Below are 21,581 nucleotides of genomic sequence, written 5' to 3'. Positions count from 1 at the left end.
ATTTTTAATTTATTAGAACAGCGAACAAAGATAACAAAAAACTCTACTTTTCGCTGTTTCCAAAATAAACTTTGCACTTTTTTATTACATTTGGAATCCTAAAAAAAATACCAAGATGAAAATTATTTCTTATAATGTAAACGGAATTCGTGCTGCAATTACCAAAGGATTTATAGAATGGCTGCAAGCGGCGAGTCCGGATGTTATCTGTCTTCAGGAGATTAAAGCAACTCAGGATCAAATTCCTGTAGAGGCTATAACGGCTGCAGGCTATCCGTATCAATATTATTATCCGGCAACCAAAAAAGGATACAGCGGCGTTGCAATATTATCTAAAATTGAACCCCAAAAAGTAGTTTATGGAACAGGAATTCATCATATGGATTTTGAAGGACGCAACCTTCGTGCCGATTTTGATGATGTATCAGTAATGAGTTTGTATCTTCCATCGGGAACTAATATTGACAGACTGGATCATAAATTTATGTTCATGGACGATTTTCAAACTTATATTAATGAATTGAAAATTTCTATTCCAAATTTAATAATATGTGGAGATTATAATATTTGTCATGAAGCCATAGATATTCATGATCCTGTTCGTAATAAAACGGTTTCAGGATTTTTGCCGGAAGAACGTGCCTGGCTTGATGCTTTTATGAAATCTGGATTTATAGACAGTTTCCGTCATTTTAATAAAGACCCGCATCATTATTCATGGTGGAGTTACAGAGCTGGAGCAAGAGGAAATAATAAAGGCTGGCGTATTGATTATAATTTGGTAAGCAACGCTATTGAGCATAGATTAAAACGTGCTGTTATCCTTCCGGATGCAGTTCATTCAGACCATTGTCCAGTTTTAGTCGAGATTGAGTAAAGTTTGGTATTGTTCTTGTTGAAAGAATAGCTGTTTAAATTATAAATCGCCTCCAAGTAAAAAACCGAAAAGTAAAATGATTAAAAAAGCCTCCATTGGATTAGTAGTTTTGGCATTGTCAGCAACTTCTTGTGTATCCAAAAAGATTTACAATGATCTTGAAACAAAATATTCAGATCTAAAAAAAGAAAACCGTTCAATTGCAGATGAAAATGCTGATTTGAAAAAAGCAAAAAATCAGTTAGAATTAGATCGTGATAAACTGACTAAAGATTTAGCAAGTACAAAAGACGATCTGGCAAAACAAAAAGCTGATTTAGCTGCAGAACAAAAGAAATACAAGGTATTACAAGATTCATATAATGCATTAGAGAAAAACAGCAACGATGCATTAGAGAAAAACATGGCTAAAAACCGTGAATTGTTAGCGCAGTTAGAAGCAAAAGGGAAGGCTCTTGCAGATGAACAAGCACGTTTGGATAAAACTGCCAGCCGTTTGAAAGAACTTGAAGATATGATTGCTGCCAAAGAAGAAGCAATGCGTAAACTAAAAGAAACTTTATCTAAAGCATTAACTGGCTTTGAAGGTAAAGGCTTAACGGTTGAACATAAAAACGGAAAAGTATATGTTTCTATGGAGAATAAATTACTTTTCAATTCAGGAAGCTGGGCTGTTGGCACAGAAGGAAGAAGAGCAGTTGTAGAACTTGGAAAAGTTTTAGGAGACAATCCAGATCTTTCTGTTCTTATCGAAGGACATACAGATGATGATCCGTATGCAGGTTCTGGACCAATTGCAAACAACTGGGATTTATCGACTAAAAGAGCAACAGCAATCGTGGCTATTTTAAGTGAAAACCCAAAAATCAACAAGCAAAAATTAACTGCAGCAGGAAGAAGCGAATTTTCTCCTTTGGCAAGTAATGCTACTCCAGAAGGAAAAGCTAAAAACCGAAGAATCGAAATTATCTTAACTCCAAGATTAGATGAGATTGCAGAGATGCTTAATAGTATAAATTAAGGTTCGAAGGGACATAGGTTCATAGGCTCAAAGGTTTTTACTTTTGAGCCTTTTTTATTCTCTAAGGTTTTTATAAACCGTATAACTTGAATGAAAAAAACTTGTACTTTTTTTAACCTTTGTCAAATTTAGATTTGAAAAATCCCTTTGTACCTTTGTCTCTTTGCAACTTTGAACCTAAAGAAAAAATGAAATACACTACATTACCTAACACCGATATAAAAGTTAGTAAAATCTGTCTTGGAACTATGACTTTCGGACAGCAGAATACAGAAGCCGAAGGGCACCAACAAATGGATTACGCTCTTGATCAGGGTGTGAATTTTTTTGATACTGCCGAAATGTATTCGGTTCCTGCGCGTGAAGAAACTTACGGAAGTACAGAAAAAATTATTGGAACCTGGTTTAAAAAGTCAGGAAATCGCGATAAAGTGGTTTTGGCATCTAAAATTGCAGGTCCAAATCCGAACTTTACATACATGCGAGAAAAAGGAGATTTCTCTCCGGCAAGTATTAAATATGCTTTAGAAAATAGTTTAAAACGTCTTCAGACAGATTATATTGATTTGTACCAAATGCACTGGCCGGAACGCAAAACTAATAATTTTGGCAGCCGTGCTTTTACAGGTTACGAAGATGCATGGGAAGATAACTTTAGAGAAATATTAGAAACATTCGACGGATTAATTAAAGAAGGAAAAATTAAGCACGTTGGAGTTTCAAACGAAAATTCATGGGGAATGATGCGTCTTTTAGAGGAAAGCAAATATCAAAATCTGCCAAGAATTAAAACAGTTCAAAATCCTTATAATTTATTGAATAGACTTTTTGAAGTAAATTCTGCCGAAGTTTCAAAACATGAAAATGTTGGTTTATTAGCGTATTCACCTTTAGCATTTGGAGTTTTAACGGGTAAATTTTTAACTGGTGAAGCACATCCAAATGCGAGAGTTAATCTGTTTCCACAGTATACACGTTACAAAAGCGATCAATGTACACAGGCCGCTAAATTGTATTTAGAAATCGCTAAAAAACATGGTTTAACGTTGACAGAACTGGCAATGGGATTTGTATTGCAGCAGCCATTTTTGACCAGTGCGATTATTGGTGCAACTACAATGGAACAATTAAAAGAAAATATTGCTGCTATTGATGTTGAACTTTCTAAAGAAATTATACTAGAAATAAATAAAGTTCAGGCAATTATTCCTGATCCAGCGCCTTAAAACGGGATTTAACCGCAAGGTTCGCAATGTTCTAATTAAGAAAATAATAGAAAAAGCACACAAAGATTTCCTTTATAAGTAAAAAAATCTTTGTGTGCTTTTGCGTAAATCTTTGCGAACCTTGCGGTTAAACTTTGCTTATGTTGTAATTACAAATCAAATTCATCGCCCATAGACAAAGAATCATTTTTTATTGCTGTTGAATCTGGCACTTTTATGCGAATTAGAGAACGTGCATTTCCAGAAATATAAACCGGTAATTGTCCAATAGTATCTTCGGGAACTAAAAGCCCTCTTTTAAACATTAAATTTTTCAGGAACTTTTGGTTTTTAACGGCATAATCTTTCAAATTGCCTTCATCATTAAACTGATACATGAATTTTCTTGGTTTCGGGATAATTGTAGCTAAGTACAAACATTCGTCTACATTTAAAGCCGAAGGACTTTTTTGGAAATAAAAATGACTCGCTTCGCCAATTCCGTAAACATTTGGTCCCCATTCAATAATATTAAAATACACTTCAAGCATTCTTTCCTTGCTTACAATTCGGTTGTTTTCTAAAATATAAACTAATAATATTTCTTCAAGTTTTCGCGAAAGCGTTTTTTCACGAGTTAAAAAAACATTCTTAATCAACTGCATACTGATTGTGCTGGCACCGCGTGAGAACTTTTTGGTTCTGATATTTTTCAGAATCGATTGTTTGAAAGCTTCATTTATAAAACCACGATGTGAGAAGAAAGAAGGGTCTTCTGTAGTAAGAACACATTTTCTCAAATAAGGTGAAATTTGATCTAAAGGAGTATAATTTGGATTGGCATTTCCAACCAAAATTGGTCTTTGCAAAACATTTTGAATAATGGCACGATAGACAAATTCGCCATTTAGTTTATTTAAATCGGCTTCGCCGTATTTTGTAATTCGTAAATTTTCTTTATTGAGTTTACTGTCGAAAACAAGTGTATTTGGTTTGTTTTGGTTGAATTTGAAATCCAGTTTATAATCAAAATTTCCAGTAGCCTGCATTCCCTGAAAATGCGTAAACAATCCGTCAGGAAGCGAAACAATAAAATCCTGGGCTTTCATTTTAGGAATATCGACTTTTAATGTATAAATAGTATCTTTTTCAGTATCATACGAAACATAAGGGCGGACTTTTATTTTGTTAAGCTGCATTGTTGAGGTGCTGTCGATCGAAATAAAGCTGTCACCTAACAAAAAGCGATAATCAAATCGGGCATTTTTTATAACAACATCCTTGCTTGCAATTTTTGGATGGTTAATTTTTAGATTTACAATTGAAGTATATCCGTCGATATGAAGTTCACTGCCGCTTTTGTCAATATTTTCAACATTTAAACGAATAGAATCAAAACTTGCTTTTAGGTTATATCTTTCATCTAAGTATGGAACTCTAATTGCTCCAGTATCTAAATTAAAAAATCGAATATCGGCTTTTTGGTTTCTTGGATCTGCAAATCCTTTTAGATTCCATCGCTGGTCAAAATCTTTGCTTACAACATGAATGTTAGTTTCTAGTTGTTTGTTGTTTAAAACAAGCTTATTTATGGCTATATTGGTTTTCTTGCCGTTGTCGTCAATCTTGAATTGGAAGTTTTCCAAATTCATATCCGTAGGAACTAAATTAAGCAGTTTAGAAATGATGCGATAAGCAAAGGCACCGTATTTTCTTTTTTCATTTTTTTCAGATTCGTCGTCTTTATTTCTTTTTAAGAAAGCATCAAAATTGCGGATTTTTCCTTTTTTGACTAATTGAACATAACCTTTATTAATGTTTAAAGTTCCAACCTGAACATCGCCAATTAATAAATTACTTAGACTTACACTGGTTTCAATGTTGTTGATTTTTAGTAATGTATCGGCATTTTTAGGAACGAGAACAACATCTGTAAGTTTAATAGTTGATAATCCGTCAAATGAAGCTTCTTTGATAGAAAAATCACTATTGTAGGTAACTGCCATTTTGTGCGTTACCTTAGCAATTGCCTGTTTTAAAAGTGAGTTGCGAAAAAAGTACAGACCAATGCAAAGCAATATAAATACTACGGCAAGTATTTTTAAAGCTTTGTATATTTTTTGTTTAGGAAAATTCATAGAGGTATTTTTATCAGAGATCAACCAAAAAGGATACTGGCAACATCTTCAATTTTTGCTACAAGTTCAACTTTGATTCCTGTATTTTTTAAAGCAATTTTATTGTATTTAGAAACAAAGATCGTGTCGAAGCCTAATTTTTCGGCTTCCTGAATGCGCTGGTCTACACGGTTTACAGGACGAATTTCTCCAGAAAGACCAACTTCACCGGCAAAACAAAAACCTTTTCCAACGGGTATATCTTCATTTGATGATAAAATTGCAGCAACAACTGCAAGATCAATCGCAGGATCATCTACAGAAATTCCTCCGGTTACATTTAAGAAAACGTCTTTTGCACCCAAACGGAATCCGGCTCTTTTTTCTAAAACAGCCAAAATCATGTTTAGACGTTTGGCATTGTAACCTGTTGTGCTTCTTTGAGGAGTTCCATAAACAGCGGTACTTACCAAAGACTGAATTTCGATCATCAGCGGGCGCATTCCCTCAAGAGTTGTGGCAATTGCAGTTCCTGATAATTCTTCATCCTTGTGTGAAATTAATATTTCTGACGGATTGCTGACTTCTCGCAAACCGCTTCCAAGCATTTCGTAAATTCCCAGTTCAGAGGTTGAACCAAAGCGATTTTTCAGCGAACGCAGAATTCGGTAAATATGGTTTCTGTCACCTTCAAACTGAAGAACGGTGTCTACCATGTGTTCCAGAATTTTTGGTCCGGCGATATTTCCGTCTTTAGTAATATGACCAATTAAAATAACCGGAATATTGGTTTCTTTAGCAAATTTGATCAATTCGGCAGTGGTTTCTCTAATTTGAGAAATACTGCCGGCAGTAGATTCAATATAATCTGTATGTAAAGTCTGAATCGAATCGATGATTACAATTTCAGGCTGAATGGCTTCAATTTGTTTAAAAATGTTTTGCGTTTTGGTTTCCGTTAAAATATAGCAGTTATCGCTGTTTGGCGTTATTCTTTCGGCACGCATTTTTATTTGTTTCTGGCTTTCTTCGCCAGAAACATATAAGGTTTTATAAGGTAATTTTAACGAGATTTGAAGTAAAAGTGTACTTTTTCCAATTCCTGGTTCGCCGCCTAAAAGTGTTAAAGATCCCGGAACAATTCCGCCTCCCAAAACACGATTCAATTCGCCGTCGGTAGTATCCATACGAATTTCCTGCGCCGAATCAATTTCAGTTATTTTTAAAGGTCTTGGTGCTTTACTTGATGAAGTCGGTTCGCTTTTCCAGGCGACTTTTTCTTGTTTCTGGATTATTTCTTCAGCAATTGTATTCCATTCTTTACACGCGTTGCACTGCCCCTGCCATTTAGAATATTGGGTGCCGCAATTTTGGCAAAAAAAGGAAGTTTTAACTTTTGACATTATTTACTTTTTTTAGCAAGCGTATTCATTTCGTCGATTTTCTCATACATCAAATCTTTGTTTAAATCTCCAATTGGCTCCATTTGAGAAGCATTCTGATATTTTTTAGATGCATGCTTTGGATCGCCCATTTTTTCGTACATCAATCCTAGTTCATATTCGCCTAACATGGCTTTTGGATAATTTACATTTCCAATTTCGGCCATCTTTCCTAATTCGTCGTAAGCATTTTTCTTTAAAATAATGTTTTCTATTACTTTAAAATCACTCATTCTAACAGGAATCTGAACTCCTAAGATTTCAGACATGATATTGTATTTTTTTTCCAGATAATCTGCATAACCCGTTTCAAGAACTGCAATTTTATTGTTGTATTCGGCTGAATTTATAGGTCTGTAAGCTTCAAATATCTGATATAATGCGTTTGGAATTGAATGTAAAACTTCTGTATAATGCGTTGCGCCTTTGAATACATCATATTTATAATTCACTAACGAATTATTTGCGATTTTAATATTGCTGTCTAATTTTTCTATCGGCTCTTTGATTTTTTTGATGTCTCCTTCGCCGGCAGAAAGATAATAGAAAATTGGTTTTTGTATTTTGGCAAATTTTTCAGCTATTCTAACTTCCATTTTTGGAGCAAGTTCCGGGCTAAAACAGATATATGCACTAAAAAGCGGATTTTCTTTATATAAATAAAAATTAGCAAAACTTGCTGTTACATCGTGGCCTGCAATTATTCTGAAAGGCGATGTGCGATATTTTTTTTCAATATAGGGCACTAATTCAGCTCCTATAAATTCGAAAAATTTTGCTCCTTTTTCGAATGGCAAACCTGTATTTTGATCTATTGTTGTGTCGTCATAACGTTCTTCATCTTTATTTTGATGAATTCCTATGATGATCATTTCTGGAATATCATCCCAATAAGAACCATAACTTACAGCTCCAGAAAACGGATCAAACAAATAATCTCCATCTAATAAATATAAAACCGGATATTTTTTGTCTGGTTTTGCTTCATAAGAAGCAGGAAGCCCAATGGTAATTCTTCTTTCTTCTCCTAGTTTTTCAGATTTAATGTTGTCGAATTTTTTCTGAGCAAAAACAGAAGCAGAAATTAAGGTAATCAGCAGGTAAACTTTTTTCATGATTTGTGGCATTTCAGTGAATTAAAAAGTATTGGAAATAGAGGGCAATATAATACTTTATTTGCTTTTTTGATATTGGGAGTTTTAAAAAAGCAATGAATTCTTACGCAAATATATTTCGATTAGAACAAAAGGATATTTGTTTGTGCAAAATAGTTTTGACAAAGCTGGTAATGTAAGAATGTAGTGAGTAAAATCTAGGTTAACGAATTATCGTTTTCATTTGGGAAAATAATCCATGGTTTGAAGGTTTTAGCTTCTTCAAAATCAAGGGTTGCATACGAAATGATAATAATAATGTCGTCTTTTTGAACCTTTCTGGCAGCAGGGCCGTTCAGTGTAATTTCGCCTGAATTTTTTTCTCCTTTTATGGCGTAAGTTTCAAAGCGTTCTCCATTATTAATATTAACAATAGATACTTTTTCGCCTTCAATAATGTTTGAGGCTTCCAGTAAAGTTTCATCAATAGTAATACTGCCAATATAATTTAAATCAGCTCCAGTAACTTTTACTCGATGAATTTTTGATTTTATAACTTGAATTTGCATGCAGCAAAGGTAATTTAATTTAATGAAATGGTGTCAATCAGTCTTATAGAATTAACAAATACCGCTATAAACGCACGGTACTTTTTGTCTTTAATTTTATGATCGATGGATAATAATGTAGATTCGTCAGCAATTACGAAATATTCCAGCTCAAATCTTTTATTGTCTTTAAAAGCATCTTCTACAAACTGAATTGTTTCGGCAGGTGTACTATTTTGGAATATTTCCTTGGCTTCGGTCAAAGTTTTGTAAATAATTGCAGCTTCTTTTCTTTCTTCGGGAGTCAAACGTTCGTTACGAGAACTCATCGCTAAAAGATTGTCTTCTCTAAAAATAGGACAGCCAACAATGTTGACTGGTAAATTATTTTTTTCGACTAATTTTTTAACAATTTGGAGCTGCTGAAAATCTTTTTCGCCAAAATAAGCATTGGTTGGAGTAACAATTTCGAATAAGCGTTTTACAATAGTTCCAACTCCGTTAAAATGTCCTGGACGGAATTTTCCTTCCATCTGATTTTCTAATCCATCAAAGTCAAATGATTGAGAAACGGTCTGTCCTTCATAAATATCTTCAACAGAAGGAGCGTATAAAATTATTTTGTCACTTAATCCTCTCATTTTCTTTACGTCTTCTTCAAGAGTTCGAGGATATTTTTCAAGATCTTCAGGGTTATTAAACTGAGTTGGATTGACAAAAATACTTACAACAGTGTCGTCATTTTCTTTTAGTGAACGCTGCATTAAAGCCAGATGCCCTTGGTGTAAAGCTCCCATAGTGGGTACAAATCCTATAGTTGAATTTGCGGTTTTGATAGTTTTTAAATAGGCTATCAGAGCTACTTTACCGTAGAAAATATGCATGGCGGTATTATTAAAATTTAGTGCAAACATAATATATTAGTTATAAACTGCATAAAATTTTGTAATTTTGCGACGTTTTTATTACCAAAAATTAAGTAAAATACTATTATGAAAGATAAGAGGATATTATACGTATCATCTGAAGTCGTGCCGTATCTGGCTGAAAATGAGGTTTCTTTAATGTCTTACGACGTTCCTAAAATGATTAATGATCAAGGAGGTCAGATAAGAATTTTCATGCCAAGATATGGGAATATCAATGAAAGAAGACATCAATTACATGAAGTGATCAGACTTTCAGGGATGAATTTGGTAGTGAATGATTTAGATATGCCATTGATTATCAAAGTTGCTTCAATCCCAAAAGAAAGAATTCAGGTTTATTTTATTGACAACGATGAGTATTTTAAACGCAAGGCAACTTTTGCAGATGAAGAAGGTGCTTTGTATCCGGATAACGATGAACGCGCTATATTTTTTGCAAAGGGAGTTGTTGAAACCGTAAAAAAATTAAACTGGGTTCCGGATATTATTCATGTTCACGGATGGCTTGCTGCTATGCTGCCAATTTATATGAAGCATTATTATAAAAATGAAGCTTTGTTTAATGATACTAAAATTATCACTTCGGTTTACGGTCAGTCTTTTGATGAAAATTTAGACATGGAGATGATCAATAAGGTTAAATTTGATGGTGTTCCGCACGACTCAATTTCTGATCTTGAAACACCAAACTACGAAAATATTTTAAAAGCCAGCATATTGCATTCAGATGGTGTTGTTATAGCATCGCCAAATGTTTCCCCAAGTTTAACAAAATTTATAGAATCTTCAGGAAAACCTTTTTTACCTTTCGCCACGAAAGATGCATTCGCTGAAGCGTATACAAATTTCTACAGAACGTTTGGTCTTTAAAATTTAATTTTGATTATTTAATATGTACAATACTTCTTTTATTAAGAAAATTCTATTAGCAGCAACTGCTGTTTTTCTCTATTCATGCGATAAAGATTTTAATGCGATTGGCGGTGATTTAATTGGTGATGATCATTTTGGACTTGAGTCTGAAAAATATGATGTTTTGTCTTATAATCAAGAAGTTACTTCAGTGCAGTCAAATGTGTTGCCAACAAGTGCTTTAGGTATTTATAGTAATCCTGTTTTTGGAGAAACAACAGCTAACTATGTAACACAAGTTGCGCTTGTAGCTTACGCACCAAGTATTGGAGAAGATCCTGTTATAGAAAGTGCGGTATTAAGTATTCCTTATTTCAGCCACGTAACGGCAAATAATACAGATGGAAGCCATACTTATGAATTAGATTCTATTTACGGTCCTGCAAACGGAAAGTTAAAGTTAAGTGTTTATGAGTCAGGGTATCAAATGAGAAGTTCTTTCCCAAGTAATGGTACAGAGCTGCCTCAGTATTATTATACTTCGCAAAATTCTACTTTTGATCAGGCTAAAGTTGGAACACGCTTAAATGATGATTTAACTAAACCGTTTCAAAATGACCAGTTCTTTTTTAGTTCTGAAGAATATAAAACCGTAACTAAAGATAGTAACGATAAAGAAACGACTACTTATACAGCTCCAGAAATGCGTTTGAATTTAAATAGCGCTTTTTTTCAGGACAAAATTTTAAAAGCACCTGCGTCTAAAATAGCGAGTACTGATGTTTTTCAGGAATACTTTAGAGGATTGTATTTTAAAGTTGAAAAAGCTGATGGCAGTCCAAGTAATATGGCTTTGATGGATTTTTCAAAAGGAAAAATTACAATTACTTACAAAGCAAAAACCGATATTACAACTGATGCTCCTGAAACTACAGAAGAAAGAACAATAGTAATTAATTTGGTAAATCCAACAAGTTCAGGAGGTACTGCAAATTTACTGCAAGATGCTAAAAGTGCCGGTTATTCAGGTGCTATAAGTTCATCAAATGTAAATAAAACAGAAGGCGATGAAAGGTTGTATATAAAAGGCGGCCAGGGATCTGCAGCAGTTATTAAGCTTAATGATTTTGCTTCTAAACTTGATGATATCAGAGCTAAAAACTGGAAAGTTAACGAGGCTAACCTGATTTTTAATATTGACTCTGATTTGATGACAGGAGCTGATGAACCTAAAAGAGTTTATTTATACGATTTAACTAATAATGTGCCTTTAGCCGATTATTATGCAGATCAAACTACTAGTTTAACGGTGGGTGATACTAAAGGGGCTAAATATGTTTTTGGAGGATTGATTAATCTTGGAGATAACAAGAGAGGTAAAACGTATAAAATAAGAATTACAGAATATATTAGAAATCTAATAAAAGATAAAACAGCCAAAAATGTCAATTTAGGATTGGTTGTTACAGAAAGTATTGGTATTACGACTTCTAATTTTCTGGAAAATAGAATTGTACTTCAGCCAAACGAGTACTTTTCGCAAGTACCGAGAGCATCAATCATGAATCCGCTGGGTACAATTTTGTATGGCGGAAAAGCTTCTGTTCCAGATGATAAAAGATTAAGGCTTGAGGTTTACTACACGAAACCAAATTAATAAATATATATGTGTGGAATTGTTGGATATATCGGTCACCGAGAGGCTTATCCTATTGTAATAAAAGGATTAAAGCGTCTTGAGTACAGAGGGTATGATAGTGCCGGCGTTATGTTATACGATGACGAATCGGGCATAAAAGTTTGTAAAACGAAAGGAAAAGTTTTAGATCTTGAAGCTAAAGCACAAGAAGGATTTACCATAAACGGAAATATTGGAATTGGACATACCCGCTGGGCAACCCACGGAGTGCCAAATGATGTGAACTCCCATCCACATCTTTCAAATTCTGGAGATTTGGTAATTATTCACAACGGAATTATAGAAAATTATGCACCGCTGAAAGAAGAGTTAATTAAACGCGGTTACACTTTTAAATCTGATACAGATACTGAGGTTTTAATAAACCTGATTGAAGAAGTTCAGAAAAAAGAAAACATAAAACTTGGTAAAGCTGTTCAGATTGCTTTAAATCAGGTTGTAGGTGCGTATGCAATTGCTGTTTTTGACAAAAAAAATCCAAATGAAATTGTTGCGGCACGATTAGGAAGTCCGTTGGCAATTGGAGTGGGTGAAGGTGAATACTTCATTGCTTCTGATGCATCTCCATTTATTGAATATACTTCAAATGCTGTATACTTAGAAGATGGTGAAATGGCAAACATTAGATTGCACAAACCTCTTAAAATTAGAAAAATTAAAGATGACTCTTTAGTTGATCCTTATATTCAGGAACTTCAATTGAATTTGGAGCAGATTGAAAAAGGAGGTTATGATCATTTCATGCTAAAAGAAATTTACGAACAGCCTAGTGTTATTAAAGATACATACAGAGGAAGACTTCATCCAAATGAAGGAATTGTTCAGATGGCTGGTGTAGAAGATAATCTTGAAAAATTCTTAAACGCAAAGCGTATTTTGATTGTTGCTTGTGGAACTTCATGGCATGCTGGTCTAGTTGCTGAGTATATCTTTGAAGAGTTTACACGTATTCCTGTTGAAGTAGAATATGCGTCTGAGTTTAGATACAGAAATCCTATCATTAATAAAGATGATGTGGTAATTGCAATTTCTCAATCTGGAGAAACGGCAGATACTATGGCAGCTATTAAATTAGCTAAAGAAAATGGTGCTTTTGTGTTTGGAGTTTGTAATGTTGTAGGTTCGTCTATTTCAAGAGAAAGCCATGCAGGTGCTTATACACACGCTGGACCAGAGATTGGAGTAGCTTCTACAAAAGCATTTACTACTCAAATCACGGTTTTAACCATGATTGCTTTGAGATTAGGAAAAGCAAAAGGAACTTTGTCAAGCCCTGATTTCCATGCTTATTTACAAGAATTAGAATTAATTCCTGAAAAAGTATTAGAGGCTTTAGAAACTAACGACAGAGCAAAAGAAATTGCGGCTAAATTTAAAGATGCGCCTAACTGTCTTTATTTAGGTAGAGGTTATAACTTTCCGGTAGCATTAGAAGGAGCATTAAAACTTAAAGAGATTTCATATATTCATGCAGAAGGTTATCCGGCTGCAGAAATGAAACATGGACCAATTGCTTTAATTGATGAGCAAATGCCGGTTATTGTAATTGCACCAAAACAAGGTCATTATGATAAAATTGTAAGTAACATTCAGGAAATTAAATCACGAAGCGGAAAAATTATTGCTGTTGTTACTAAAGGAGATATTCAGGTTCGTGAATTGGCAGATTATGTAATTGAAATTCCAGAAACTTCAGATGCATTGTCTCCACTTATTACTACAATTCCGTTACAATTGCTGTCTTACTATATTGCAGTTATGAGAGGTTGTAATGTAGATCAGCCTCGTAACTTAGCAAAATCAGTTACGGTAGAATAGATTTTAAAATATCATTAGTGTTAAAAAAGCGAGATTTAGGTCTCGCTTTTTTTTTGTCCTTTTGTTAAAATTCACATAAAATTTGTAAGAATATAATTATTTTATATGTTTGTAGGAAATATATTAAATTTTTATGTTATGCAAAGATTTTTACTCCTTGTTTTTCTTCATTATTCTTTTTTTTCAATCGCTCAAACTAAACTCAACTTTGGCTACGATCAAGCAGGAAATCAGATTACGAGAACATTATGTATTAATTGTTTGGGCAAATCTGTAAAAGAAATTGTAGAACCAGAAGCTTTAACCGAAAATGATTTAGAAAAATTCTCTTCAGAAGATATTATTTCCTACTATCCAAATCCAGTAAGAGAAGAATTGTATTTACAGTGGGAGTTGGGAAATGATAATTATGTGACTTCAGTACATGTTTATTCTATGACAGGCCAAGTGTTGCGAACTTTCCAGATTGGTGATAGTGCAAATAATTTAAACATTCCTTTTCAACAATATCCTACCGGGGTTTATCTGGTTTTGCTTTCTTATAAAGACGGTGGCGAAAAGTCTATTAAAATTATTAAAAAGTAGTTCGTATGAAGAAGTTTTATATTAGCCTATTGTTTTTATTAGTTGGTTTATTTGGTTTTGGACAATCAACGGAAGTGGGAGTAACAGAGGGGGAATTATCAGTCTCTCTTTCAGGTGCAGCCAATTATAAAATTCCTATTGCGGTTGCTCCGGGTATTAATGGAGTTGTACCGCAAATTAGTTTGGTATACAATAGTCAAGGAGGAAATGGTGTGGCAGGTTATGGCTGGAATATCTCAGGCGTGTCTACAATCTCTAGAATTCCTTCGACAAAATTTCATGACGGTATAATAGATGCGATAGATTTTAATGCTTTGGATCGATTTGCTCTAGATGGACAGCGTTTAATCGTGAAAAATGGCACATCTGGAGCGTACGGTGGAAATGGAACAATCTATGAAACGGAAAGTTTTTCTAATATAAAAATCACTTCTTTTGGAGTTCATCCATCCGGAGCAGATTATGGCCCTGCTTATTTTTTAGTAGAATACCCAGATGGTTCAAAGGCTTATTATGGTAATTCTACAGATTCTAGATCTGTAACAGATTGGGCAATAACGTATTGGGAAAATCCGCAAGGGATAAGAATTAGTTATGTTTATTCTGCAGTAAATAATATATTGGACATATCCTCTATTAAGTATGGAAGCGTTGCAACTACAACGCCAATAAATGAAATTAAATTTAAATATGATACAAGAAAACGCGTGGAACATTCTTATATAGGAGGTTTAAGCGTTATTAGAAATACAATTCTCAAAGAGATCAATGTTCTAGGTAATGGAATCGGTTTTAGAAATTATGTTTTGGGACAGGAGGAAACATCTCTAGGTTATCAGCGATTAAAGACACTGACAGAAAAAAGTGGCGATAATGCAAAAAGCTATAATCCTACTACTTTTAGTTATGATGATACAGCTAGTCAGACTCCATTAAAAGCAAATATTGATGCCACGCTAGGAATGTCTGGAATAACTAATTTGAATAGTGATTATATCTCAGGTGATTTTGATAATGACGGAAAAATAGATATTCTTTTATATTCGAAAATTGCGGGATTGAAAGATAAATATACTTTATTTTCTAATATTGTTTCTGGAAAAATTAATACAGGGAAACAGGATTATGTGGGAACGTTCGAAAATATTTTTCCAGCAGCTTTTTTAAATTTAGATAATAAATTGCTGCCACAAGGATGGGCAGTTGTAAAAAGAACGGATGAAAATTGTATCATTTCCCTACATGGCTCTGGCTCGACTACAGCTACTGCCAAATATTATGAAAAGCAGTTCAATTTTAACAAAACAGTGACAAAAGCATCTAACTGGTCTTATTGTAATCCAAATGATTATAAAGGAGTAGTGTTAGAGAATATTCCTGTTGATTTTTATAGTGGAGATTTTAATGGAGATGGGCTTACAGATGTGATCGGAATTGAAAAAAGTTTTTACTATGATATTACAGTTTGTAATTATGGAAACCGTACAACAGAATATCAAAGGCCTTTATATCAAGGAGGTACAGTTCACCTTTTTAATTTAGATAGAAGACTTACTTCTACTGAACCTAATAATATTGGAAATATTATTATGAGCGTTGGTAATGGTACAAAAATCTATATAGCTGATTTCAATGGTGACGGAAAGTCTGATATATATATATTTGAATCTGGTTTTATAAAAGTATATGCTTTAAACAAAGACAATAAATTGACCTTATTGTATGAAAATAAAATAACAGATTCAGGTATAGCTCTAGATCGACCAATTTTATTGGGAGACTATAATGGAGATGGAAAGATTGATTTTGTTATACCTAACGAACTGAATAAAGATAGTTGGAATTTTTATCTTGCTACAGGTACATCATTTAAAAAAATAAACTCGGCTATTGGGTTGCTTTATGAATATGGAAATGTAGGTTATTATCAAGTTAAAGGGAATGATGGTGTTGAAAGGTATCCGTATAGTTTAAAAGAAAGTACTTATATAGCGAATGATTATAATGGAGATGGAAAAACAGATATTTTATATCAACAAAATTTAACAGCTGCCCAAGATGGTTTTTTTGGGAAAACAGGATCAGCAATAGTAACGAAATTGATTTTATATGAAAATATAAAAGTGACTGATAATGAGGTCAAGTTTTCTGGTATTGATGCTCCAGAGGAGTTTGCTGGAATAGCAAGAAATTCTATTCCAATTTTTACTAATCATAATCAGGTAAATCAAAATTTAGAATACAGTTTAATTTTTGATAACATGATTAAATCTTTTAAAAGTCCAAAAGATAATCGTGAAGATGTCTTGCTGAAAGGAATTACCAATGGTAATAAAGTAAAAGAAATTATAAGTTATAAGTCTTTAAAGCAAGACCCTTATGAACCTTTTTATACACCTTCGGCATTAGCAGAAGTGTTTCCTAACACAGATATTGTAATTTCGCAAGGTTTTAAGATGGTCTCTATGTTAGAAAAACAAAGTAAAGAGATATCTAAAAAGCAACGTTATTTTTATGCAGAAGCTGTTTTAAATACAGAAGGACTTGGCTTCTTAGGATTTCGTTCTACATCAAAAACAAATTGGTACCAAAGCGATTCCCAAATAATTTCTACAGTTTCGAAATTTGACACTAATTTAAGAGGGGCCAATGTAGAAAATTATACGGTGCTAGGTTTGCATTCACCTTTAAGATATAATCCTAGTACTATTAGTATCCCAAATACTATAGTGAAAGATAATGGTTATAATGTAGTAGGAACTGAAAGTTTAGCAGCAACTCAAAGCATAATTTTAAAACCTGATACATGGATTAAGTCCGGAAGTACATTTTCGGCTAAGATAAATGAAGATGCCAACACAGGAACATCGATTAATACACCTTCAAATTTTATAACTAAATCATTGTTGGCTTATGAAAGTGAGTTGCAATCTAACAAAGTTTTTAAAATTAAAAATAATAAGACTAAACAATTTAATAACTTAGAAAATACAAGTACTGAAACTACTAATGACTATGATAATTATAATAATATTGTAAAATCTGTCATACTATTAAAAGAATCAGGAATTACTGTTCAAACTACAGTTTCGAATATTGGTTATGAAGCCCCTTCCTCTTCTCCATATGTAATTGGAAGACCTTCTTCTAAAAACCAAAGTGTTACCGTCTCAGGTGATGTAATGACATCTGAGGAGTTGTATTTTTATAAAAACAGCTTATTAACACAAATTAAAAAAAAGGGAACAAATACAAATTATATTGTTGAGGATAATATATATGACGCTTTTGGTAATATTACTACGAAAACCATAACGGCAGCAGGTTTAACTCCGAGGACAACCAGTTATGTTTACGATGCTTCAGGGCGTTTTTTAACGACAAGTAAAGATATTGAAGGATTATCCACGGTTTATGAGTATAATCTAAGCAATGGGCTATTGAAAAACGAAACAAATCCATTTGGGTTAAAGACATCATATGATTATGATTCATGGTTCAAAAAAATAAAAACTACAGATTATTTAGGGAAAAGCAGCAGTTGCACTTACGCTAAAAACAATGAACAGACAATTATTTCGATCATTGCTGATGATGGCAGTGCAAGCGAAGAAACTTTTGATAGTTTAGGAAGAAAAACTAAATCTGGAATAAAAGATATTAATGGTTCTTTCTCATTTATTTCATATGAATACGATATTTATGACAGAAATTATAAAGTAAGTGAGCCTTATTTTGGGGCATCGCCTACACAATGGAATGTGACTAATTATGATGAATATGGCAGAGTAATTCAAAATCAATATTTTACAGGAAAAACAACCGATATTTCTTATTCAGGTTTAACGACAACTGTAAGTGATGGAGTGAAATCAAAAATTTCGAAAAAAAATGCAATGGGCAATATTGTCTCTATGACCGATAGCCCTGGAGGAACTGTTACTTATGCATATTTTGCGAATGGAAATCTAAAATCATCAAATTACAATGGTATTAATACCACTATAGAACAAGACGGCTGGGGCAGGAAAATAAAACTTGTAGATGCATCAGCAGGAACATACACATATAGTTATAATGGTTTTGGTGAAACGTTATCAGAAACCACTCCAAATGGAACTACTGTGTATACTCTTGATGGTGTTGGAAAAATAATTCAAAAGACAGTCTCAGGAACTAATACAAATTCAAAGACAACATACGCATATGATTCGTCTTCCAAATTGCTTTTAAATTCTAAGTTTGAAGATTTAAGTAATGGAACAAATGCTATTATTAATGAGTATACTTATGATAACTATAAGCGAGTTAGCAGCTCTGTTGAAACAACCCCTTTTGCAAGTTTTACAAAAACGGTAAGTTACGATGCTTTTGGAAGAGTAGAACTTGAAACTTCTACTGCTGTTACTGGAGGAAAATCAAGCAGCAAGACAATTAAAAATGTTTATAAAAATGGCTCGCATTGGCAAATATTGGACAACTTAACAAGTGCTGTTTTATGGCAGGTGAATACTGTAAATGCGAGAGGACAATTGCGCACAGCCCAAAGCGGACCAGTGGCAATAACCCGTGATTATGACATTTATGGTTTAACAGCGCTGTTTAAGTACGATAGAATTTCTAATTCTGCTAATATTTTGACTTTAAACACTCTTTTTGATGCTAAACGTGGAAATCTCAGTAGCAGAAGTAATAGTCTATTTGGTAGAAACGAAAACTTTAAATACGACGCACAAGACCGTTTAACAGAATTTACAAATGTTAAAGGTGAGCAGGAAAAACAATTGTATGACGATCAGGGCAGGATTACGCAAAATAACTTGGGTACCTATGGATATACTATAAAAGATAAACCGTATCAAAATAACTCAATAACAGTTACTCCAGAAGCATTAACCTATTATACAACAAAACCGACACAAATTATTAGTTATAATACTTTTAAAAGCCCAGTACAAATTGAAGAAACAGGAATAGACAAAATAAGTTTTAATTATAATGATTCGAATAATCGCACTGCAATGTTTTATGGAGGTTTGCAAGATGATAAACTTCAGAGACCACTACGTAAATATTATGCTGCTGACGGAACAATGGAGATTAAGCATAATATTGCAACAGGAGTTTTCGAATTTATAACCTATATTGGCGGAGATGGTTACAGTGCTCCAATAGTAGTAAAAAGCAATGGCACGACTCAGAATTATTTATATTTACAAAGGGATTATCAAGGAAGTATTTTGTCTATTGCAGATGTAAATGGAGCGATATTAGAAAAACGATTATTTGATGCTTGGGGCGCTATTGTAAGTGTGCAGGATGGTGCAGGAAATACACTCGCAGGTCTTACTATTTTAGATCGTGGTTATACTGGTCACGAACATTTGCAGGGTATAGGGCTTATAAATATGAACGGTCGGATTTACGATCCAAAACTGCATCGTTTTTTACAGCCAGATAATTTTGTGCAGGATCTTTTTAATACTCAGAATTATAATAGATACGGTTATGTTTTAAACAATCCTTTAAAATATACAGATTCTAGTGGGGAATTTGCATGGGCGGCAGTTGCTGTTGGTGCACTGATTGGAGCTATAATAGGAGGTACAAGTTATGTTGTGCAAGCGATTCAGACAGGAGATTGGAGCTGGGGTAAGTTTGGAACGTCAATATTAGGAGGAGCTGTTATAGGAGGAATTACAGGTGGTTTAAATCCTGCAAGCCTTATTGGTTCTTCAGTTGGTAATGCTGTAGCGATGGGATTTGTATCTGCTATGACACCTGCGTATGGAGTTAAAGTTGGTGACTGGAGTTTTAATATTTCTCCTTCAATCGCTTTTGGAAATACAATGGGTATTGGAGCAAGTGTGTCAGCAACTTATAATACAGGTGATTTTAGTTTTTCTGGAGGAGTTGGAATAATGAGTAACAGCAACTACAATAATTTTGGTAAAAATGGATTAGAAGTTAGAAAATCGATTCTTGTATCTTATGATGATGGTAAAACTGGAGTTAGTTTTGGGTCTAATTCTTGGAGTGGCGATTTTAAGCAACAAACAGGTACTTTAGGATTACATTTTGGAGATTTCAATGCTCTTTATGAAAATGATGGAAAACCTTTTTCAGGAATATCTGGTGATGGAAATGATCAATATCGAACAGCTGCATTGTCTTTAAGTGTAGGTAATTTTTCTACTGGATTCAATTTGTTTACAGGTCAAAGAGACTCTCAAAGTTATAAGAACGAAAAATCAGGGAATTGGGATGGTAATAAGGGAGAAATAGGTCCATATAAAAGCGGAAAGTATGGAGAACATTATAAAAATGGATTAGTTAATGAAAAAGGAACTCCTTATAGATTAGGAGCAGCTTATTTTGGGTATAAAGATTATAGGATTGGAACGAATAGCGAATGGATAAGACACGCAATTCAAAATGTTGCTATTCATGGTACTTTTATTGCAAGTCAACGAATGTTTGAGATGCAAAGTGGTAACTGGGGGGGATATTCCCAATATAGAACTTCTAATATTTTTACAACATGGTAAGAAAAAAAATAATGATGTTAATGTTTTTAATTCAGTTTACATCGTGTGTCAATTATTACAATCTAAAAAAGGATATAAATGGAGAGGTGATTGTAAATAATGAATTATTTGTTTTTAATAAAAAAATGACAGAAGAAAATTCTAAAGTAATTGATACAAACCATTATTATGTCGAATTAGTAGATGATTTATATCTAAATATAAATCCTGATATTTTGATATTTCATAATGATGGGACATTTGAATTAAGATCAAAGGAATATTTTTGGAATAAAAAAAATAAGAATTCTGTTTATTACGGTGGTAAGTTTTTGTTGGAAGGCAATATTTTAAAAATAGAAAGTTTTTATCCTTCCAGTGGTGGAAGAACTAATTATTTTGTTAAAAAAATTAGTAAAGGCACAATAAAAAATGATACTATTATGCTTACTGTTTTTAATGATAAACAGATATATATAAAACAAGAATAGGATAATTGATTTGGTAAATAAGGCTTTAGTTTTCTTCCTCAATTATTTTGGAAAATGCTATGGTATTGGAGCAAGTATTTCAGCGGCTTATAATAGTGGTAATTTTAGTTTTTAGGTGGAGTAGACATAATGAGCAATAGGTAATTATAACGGTTTTGGTAAAAATGGATTAGAAGTTCGAAAATCTATTTTAGCAGCTTATGATGATGGTAAGACAGGAGTTAGTTTGGGAACTAATTTTTGGAGTGGGATTTTACTCAAAGAACAGGGGCAATTGGTTTTCATTCTGGAGATTTTCGAATGAAGTATCGGAAATTTTTCTGCAGGATTTAATCTATTTACAGGAAGACGAGTTTATTCAAGTGATTATGATTAC

14 protein-coding genes are annotated in these 21,581 nt (G+C 33.3%); 9 read left to right on the top strand and 5 right to left on the bottom strand.

Annotated elements, in window-relative coordinates; translation table 11 throughout:
- The first annotated feature begins 115 nt into the window (after window positions 1-115).
- From ACTJIW_RS22035 to ACTJIW_RS22025, 3 genes are all read left to right on the top strand, one after another.
- Entirely contained in the window at window positions 116-877 is a 762-nt protein-coding gene (locus tag ACTJIW_RS22035; RefSeq protein WP_012022919.1) for an exodeoxyribonuclease III, read from the top strand.
- A 76-nt stretch (window positions 878-953) separates the two neighbouring features.
- Complete coding sequence (locus tag ACTJIW_RS22030) at window positions 954-1,898, top strand: OmpA family protein (protein WP_012022918.1); 945 nt, start codon at window positions 954-956, stop codon at window positions 1,896-1,898.
- Between the two features lie 188 nt (window positions 1,899-2,086).
- Entirely contained in the window at window positions 2,087-3,124 is a 1,038-nt protein-coding gene (locus tag ACTJIW_RS22025) for an aldo/keto reductase (RefSeq protein WP_440716549.1), read from the top strand.
- Between the two features lie 149 nt (window positions 3,125-3,273).
- Here ACTJIW_RS22025 and ACTJIW_RS22020 read toward each other — a convergent pair whose 3' ends face one another.
- The 5 genes from ACTJIW_RS22020 to panC form a co-directional block, all read right to left on the bottom strand.
- Window positions 3,274-5,241, bottom strand: a complete 1,968-nt coding sequence (locus ACTJIW_RS22020) for a transglycosylase domain-containing protein (protein WP_440716550.1) — start codon at window positions 5,239-5,241, stop codon at window positions 3,274-3,276.
- Between the two features lie 20 nt (window positions 5,242-5,261).
- Window positions 5,262-6,623, bottom strand: coding sequence for a DNA repair protein RadA (gene radA, locus ACTJIW_RS22015; RefSeq protein ID WP_012022915.1), 1,362 nt, complete (start codon window positions 6,621-6,623; stop codon window positions 5,262-5,264).
- Entirely contained in the window at window positions 6,623-7,777 is a 1,155-nt protein-coding gene (locus ACTJIW_RS22010; protein WP_440716551.1) for an alpha/beta hydrolase, read from the bottom strand. The genes radA and ACTJIW_RS22010 overlap by 1 nt, the downstream gene beginning before the upstream one ends.
- 197 nt (window positions 7,778-7,974) lie before the next feature.
- Window positions 7,975-8,325, bottom strand: a complete 351-nt coding sequence (gene panD / locus ACTJIW_RS22005; protein WP_008465481.1) for an aspartate 1-decarboxylase — start codon at window positions 8,323-8,325, stop codon at window positions 7,975-7,977.
- 14 nt (window positions 8,326-8,339) lie between these two features.
- Window positions 8,340-9,218, bottom strand: a complete 879-nt coding sequence (gene panC, locus ACTJIW_RS22000) for a pantoate--beta-alanine ligase (RefSeq protein WP_012022913.1) — start codon at window positions 9,216-9,218, stop codon at window positions 8,340-8,342.
- Between the two features lie 78 nt (window positions 9,219-9,296).
- On the opposite strand from panC, the gene ACTJIW_RS21995 reads away from it, so the two are divergent.
- The 6 genes from ACTJIW_RS21995 (at window position 9,297) to ACTJIW_RS21970 (ending at window position 21,205) form a co-directional block, all read left to right on the top strand.
- Window positions 9,297-10,103 carry a glycogen/starch synthase gene (locus tag ACTJIW_RS21995; RefSeq protein ID WP_440716552.1) on the top strand — a complete coding sequence of 269 codons (807 nt, stop codon included), beginning with the start codon at window positions 9,297-9,299 and terminating at the stop codon, window positions 10,101-10,103.
- Between the two features lie 22 nt (window positions 10,104-10,125).
- Entirely contained in the window at window positions 10,126-11,742 is a 1,617-nt protein-coding gene (locus ACTJIW_RS21990; RefSeq protein ID WP_012022911.1) for a DUF4270 domain-containing protein, read from the top strand.
- A gap of 9 nt (window positions 11,743-11,751) precedes the next feature.
- Window positions 11,752-13,602, top strand: a complete 1,851-nt coding sequence (gene glmS, locus ACTJIW_RS21985; protein ID WP_433814267.1) for a glutamine--fructose-6-phosphate transaminase (isomerizing) — start codon at window positions 11,752-11,754, stop codon at window positions 13,600-13,602.
- A 138-nt stretch (window positions 13,603-13,740) separates the two neighbouring features.
- Window positions 13,741-14,187 (top strand): T9SS type A sorting domain-containing protein, encoded by a 447-nt coding sequence (locus tag ACTJIW_RS21980; RefSeq protein WP_440716553.1) that lies wholly within the window; start codon window positions 13,741-13,743, stop codon window positions 14,185-14,187.
- 5 nt (window positions 14,188-14,192) lie between these two features.
- Complete coding sequence (locus tag ACTJIW_RS21975) at window positions 14,193-20,735, top strand: polymorphic toxin type 23 domain-containing protein (RefSeq protein WP_440716554.1); 6,543 nt, start codon at window positions 14,193-14,195, stop codon at window positions 20,733-20,735.
- Window positions 20,729-21,205, top strand: coding sequence for a hypothetical protein (locus tag ACTJIW_RS21970; RefSeq protein ID WP_440716555.1), 477 nt, complete (start codon window positions 20,729-20,731; stop codon window positions 21,203-21,205). The genes ACTJIW_RS21975 and ACTJIW_RS21970 overlap by 7 nt, the downstream gene beginning before the upstream one ends.
- Window positions 21,206-21,581 lie beyond the last annotated feature (376 nt).

It is taken from the genome of Flavobacterium sp. 22659, from assembly GCF_052044235.1.
GTDB classification, from domain to species: Bacteria; Bacteroidota; Bacteroidia; order Flavobacteriales; family Flavobacteriaceae; genus Flavobacterium; species Flavobacterium johnsoniae.
This window is presented reverse-complemented; position numbering and strand designations above follow the sequence as displayed.

Coding starts and splice junctions, on each gene's coding strand:
- ACTJIW_RS22035 (WP_012022919.1), top strand. CDS start 116: ATGAAAATTATTTCTTATAATGTAAACGGAATTCGTGCTGCAATTACC.
- ACTJIW_RS22030 (WP_012022918.1), top strand. CDS start 954: ATGATTAAAAAAGCCTCCATTGGATTAGTAGTTTTGGCATTGTCAGCA.
- ACTJIW_RS22025 (WP_440716549.1), top strand. CDS start 2,087: ATGAAATACACTACATTACCTAACACCGATATAAAAGTTAGTAAAATC.
- ACTJIW_RS22020 (WP_440716550.1), bottom strand. CDS start 5,241: ATGAATTTTCCTAAACAAAAAATATACAAAGCTTTAAAAATACTTGCC.
- radA (WP_012022915.1), bottom strand. CDS start 6,623: ATGTCAAAAGTTAAAACTTCCTTTTTTTGCCAAAATTGCGGCACCCAA.
- ACTJIW_RS22010 (WP_440716551.1), bottom strand. CDS start 7,777: ATGAAAAAAGTTTACCTGCTGATTACCTTAATTTCTGCTTCTGTTTTT.
- panD (WP_008465481.1), bottom strand. CDS start 8,325: ATGCAAATTCAAGTTATAAAATCAAAAATTCATCGAGTAAAAGTTACT.
- panC (WP_012022913.1), bottom strand. CDS start 9,218: ATGTTTGCACTAAATTTTAATAATACCGCCATGCATATTTTCTACGGT.
- ACTJIW_RS21995 (WP_440716552.1), top strand. CDS start 9,297: ATGAAAGATAAGAGGATATTATACGTATCATCTGAAGTCGTGCCGTAT.
- ACTJIW_RS21990 (WP_012022911.1), top strand. CDS start 10,126: ATGTACAATACTTCTTTTATTAAGAAAATTCTATTAGCAGCAACTGCT.
- glmS (WP_433814267.1), top strand. CDS start 11,752: ATGTGTGGAATTGTTGGATATATCGGTCACCGAGAGGCTTATCCTATT.
- ACTJIW_RS21980 (WP_440716553.1), top strand. CDS start 13,741: ATGCAAAGATTTTTACTCCTTGTTTTTCTTCATTATTCTTTTTTTTCA.
- ACTJIW_RS21975 (WP_440716554.1), top strand. CDS start 14,193: ATGAAGAAGTTTTATATTAGCCTATTGTTTTTATTAGTTGGTTTATTT.
- ACTJIW_RS21970 (WP_440716555.1), top strand. CDS start 20,729: ATGGTAAGAAAAAAAATAATGATGTTAATGTTTTTAATTCAGTTTACA.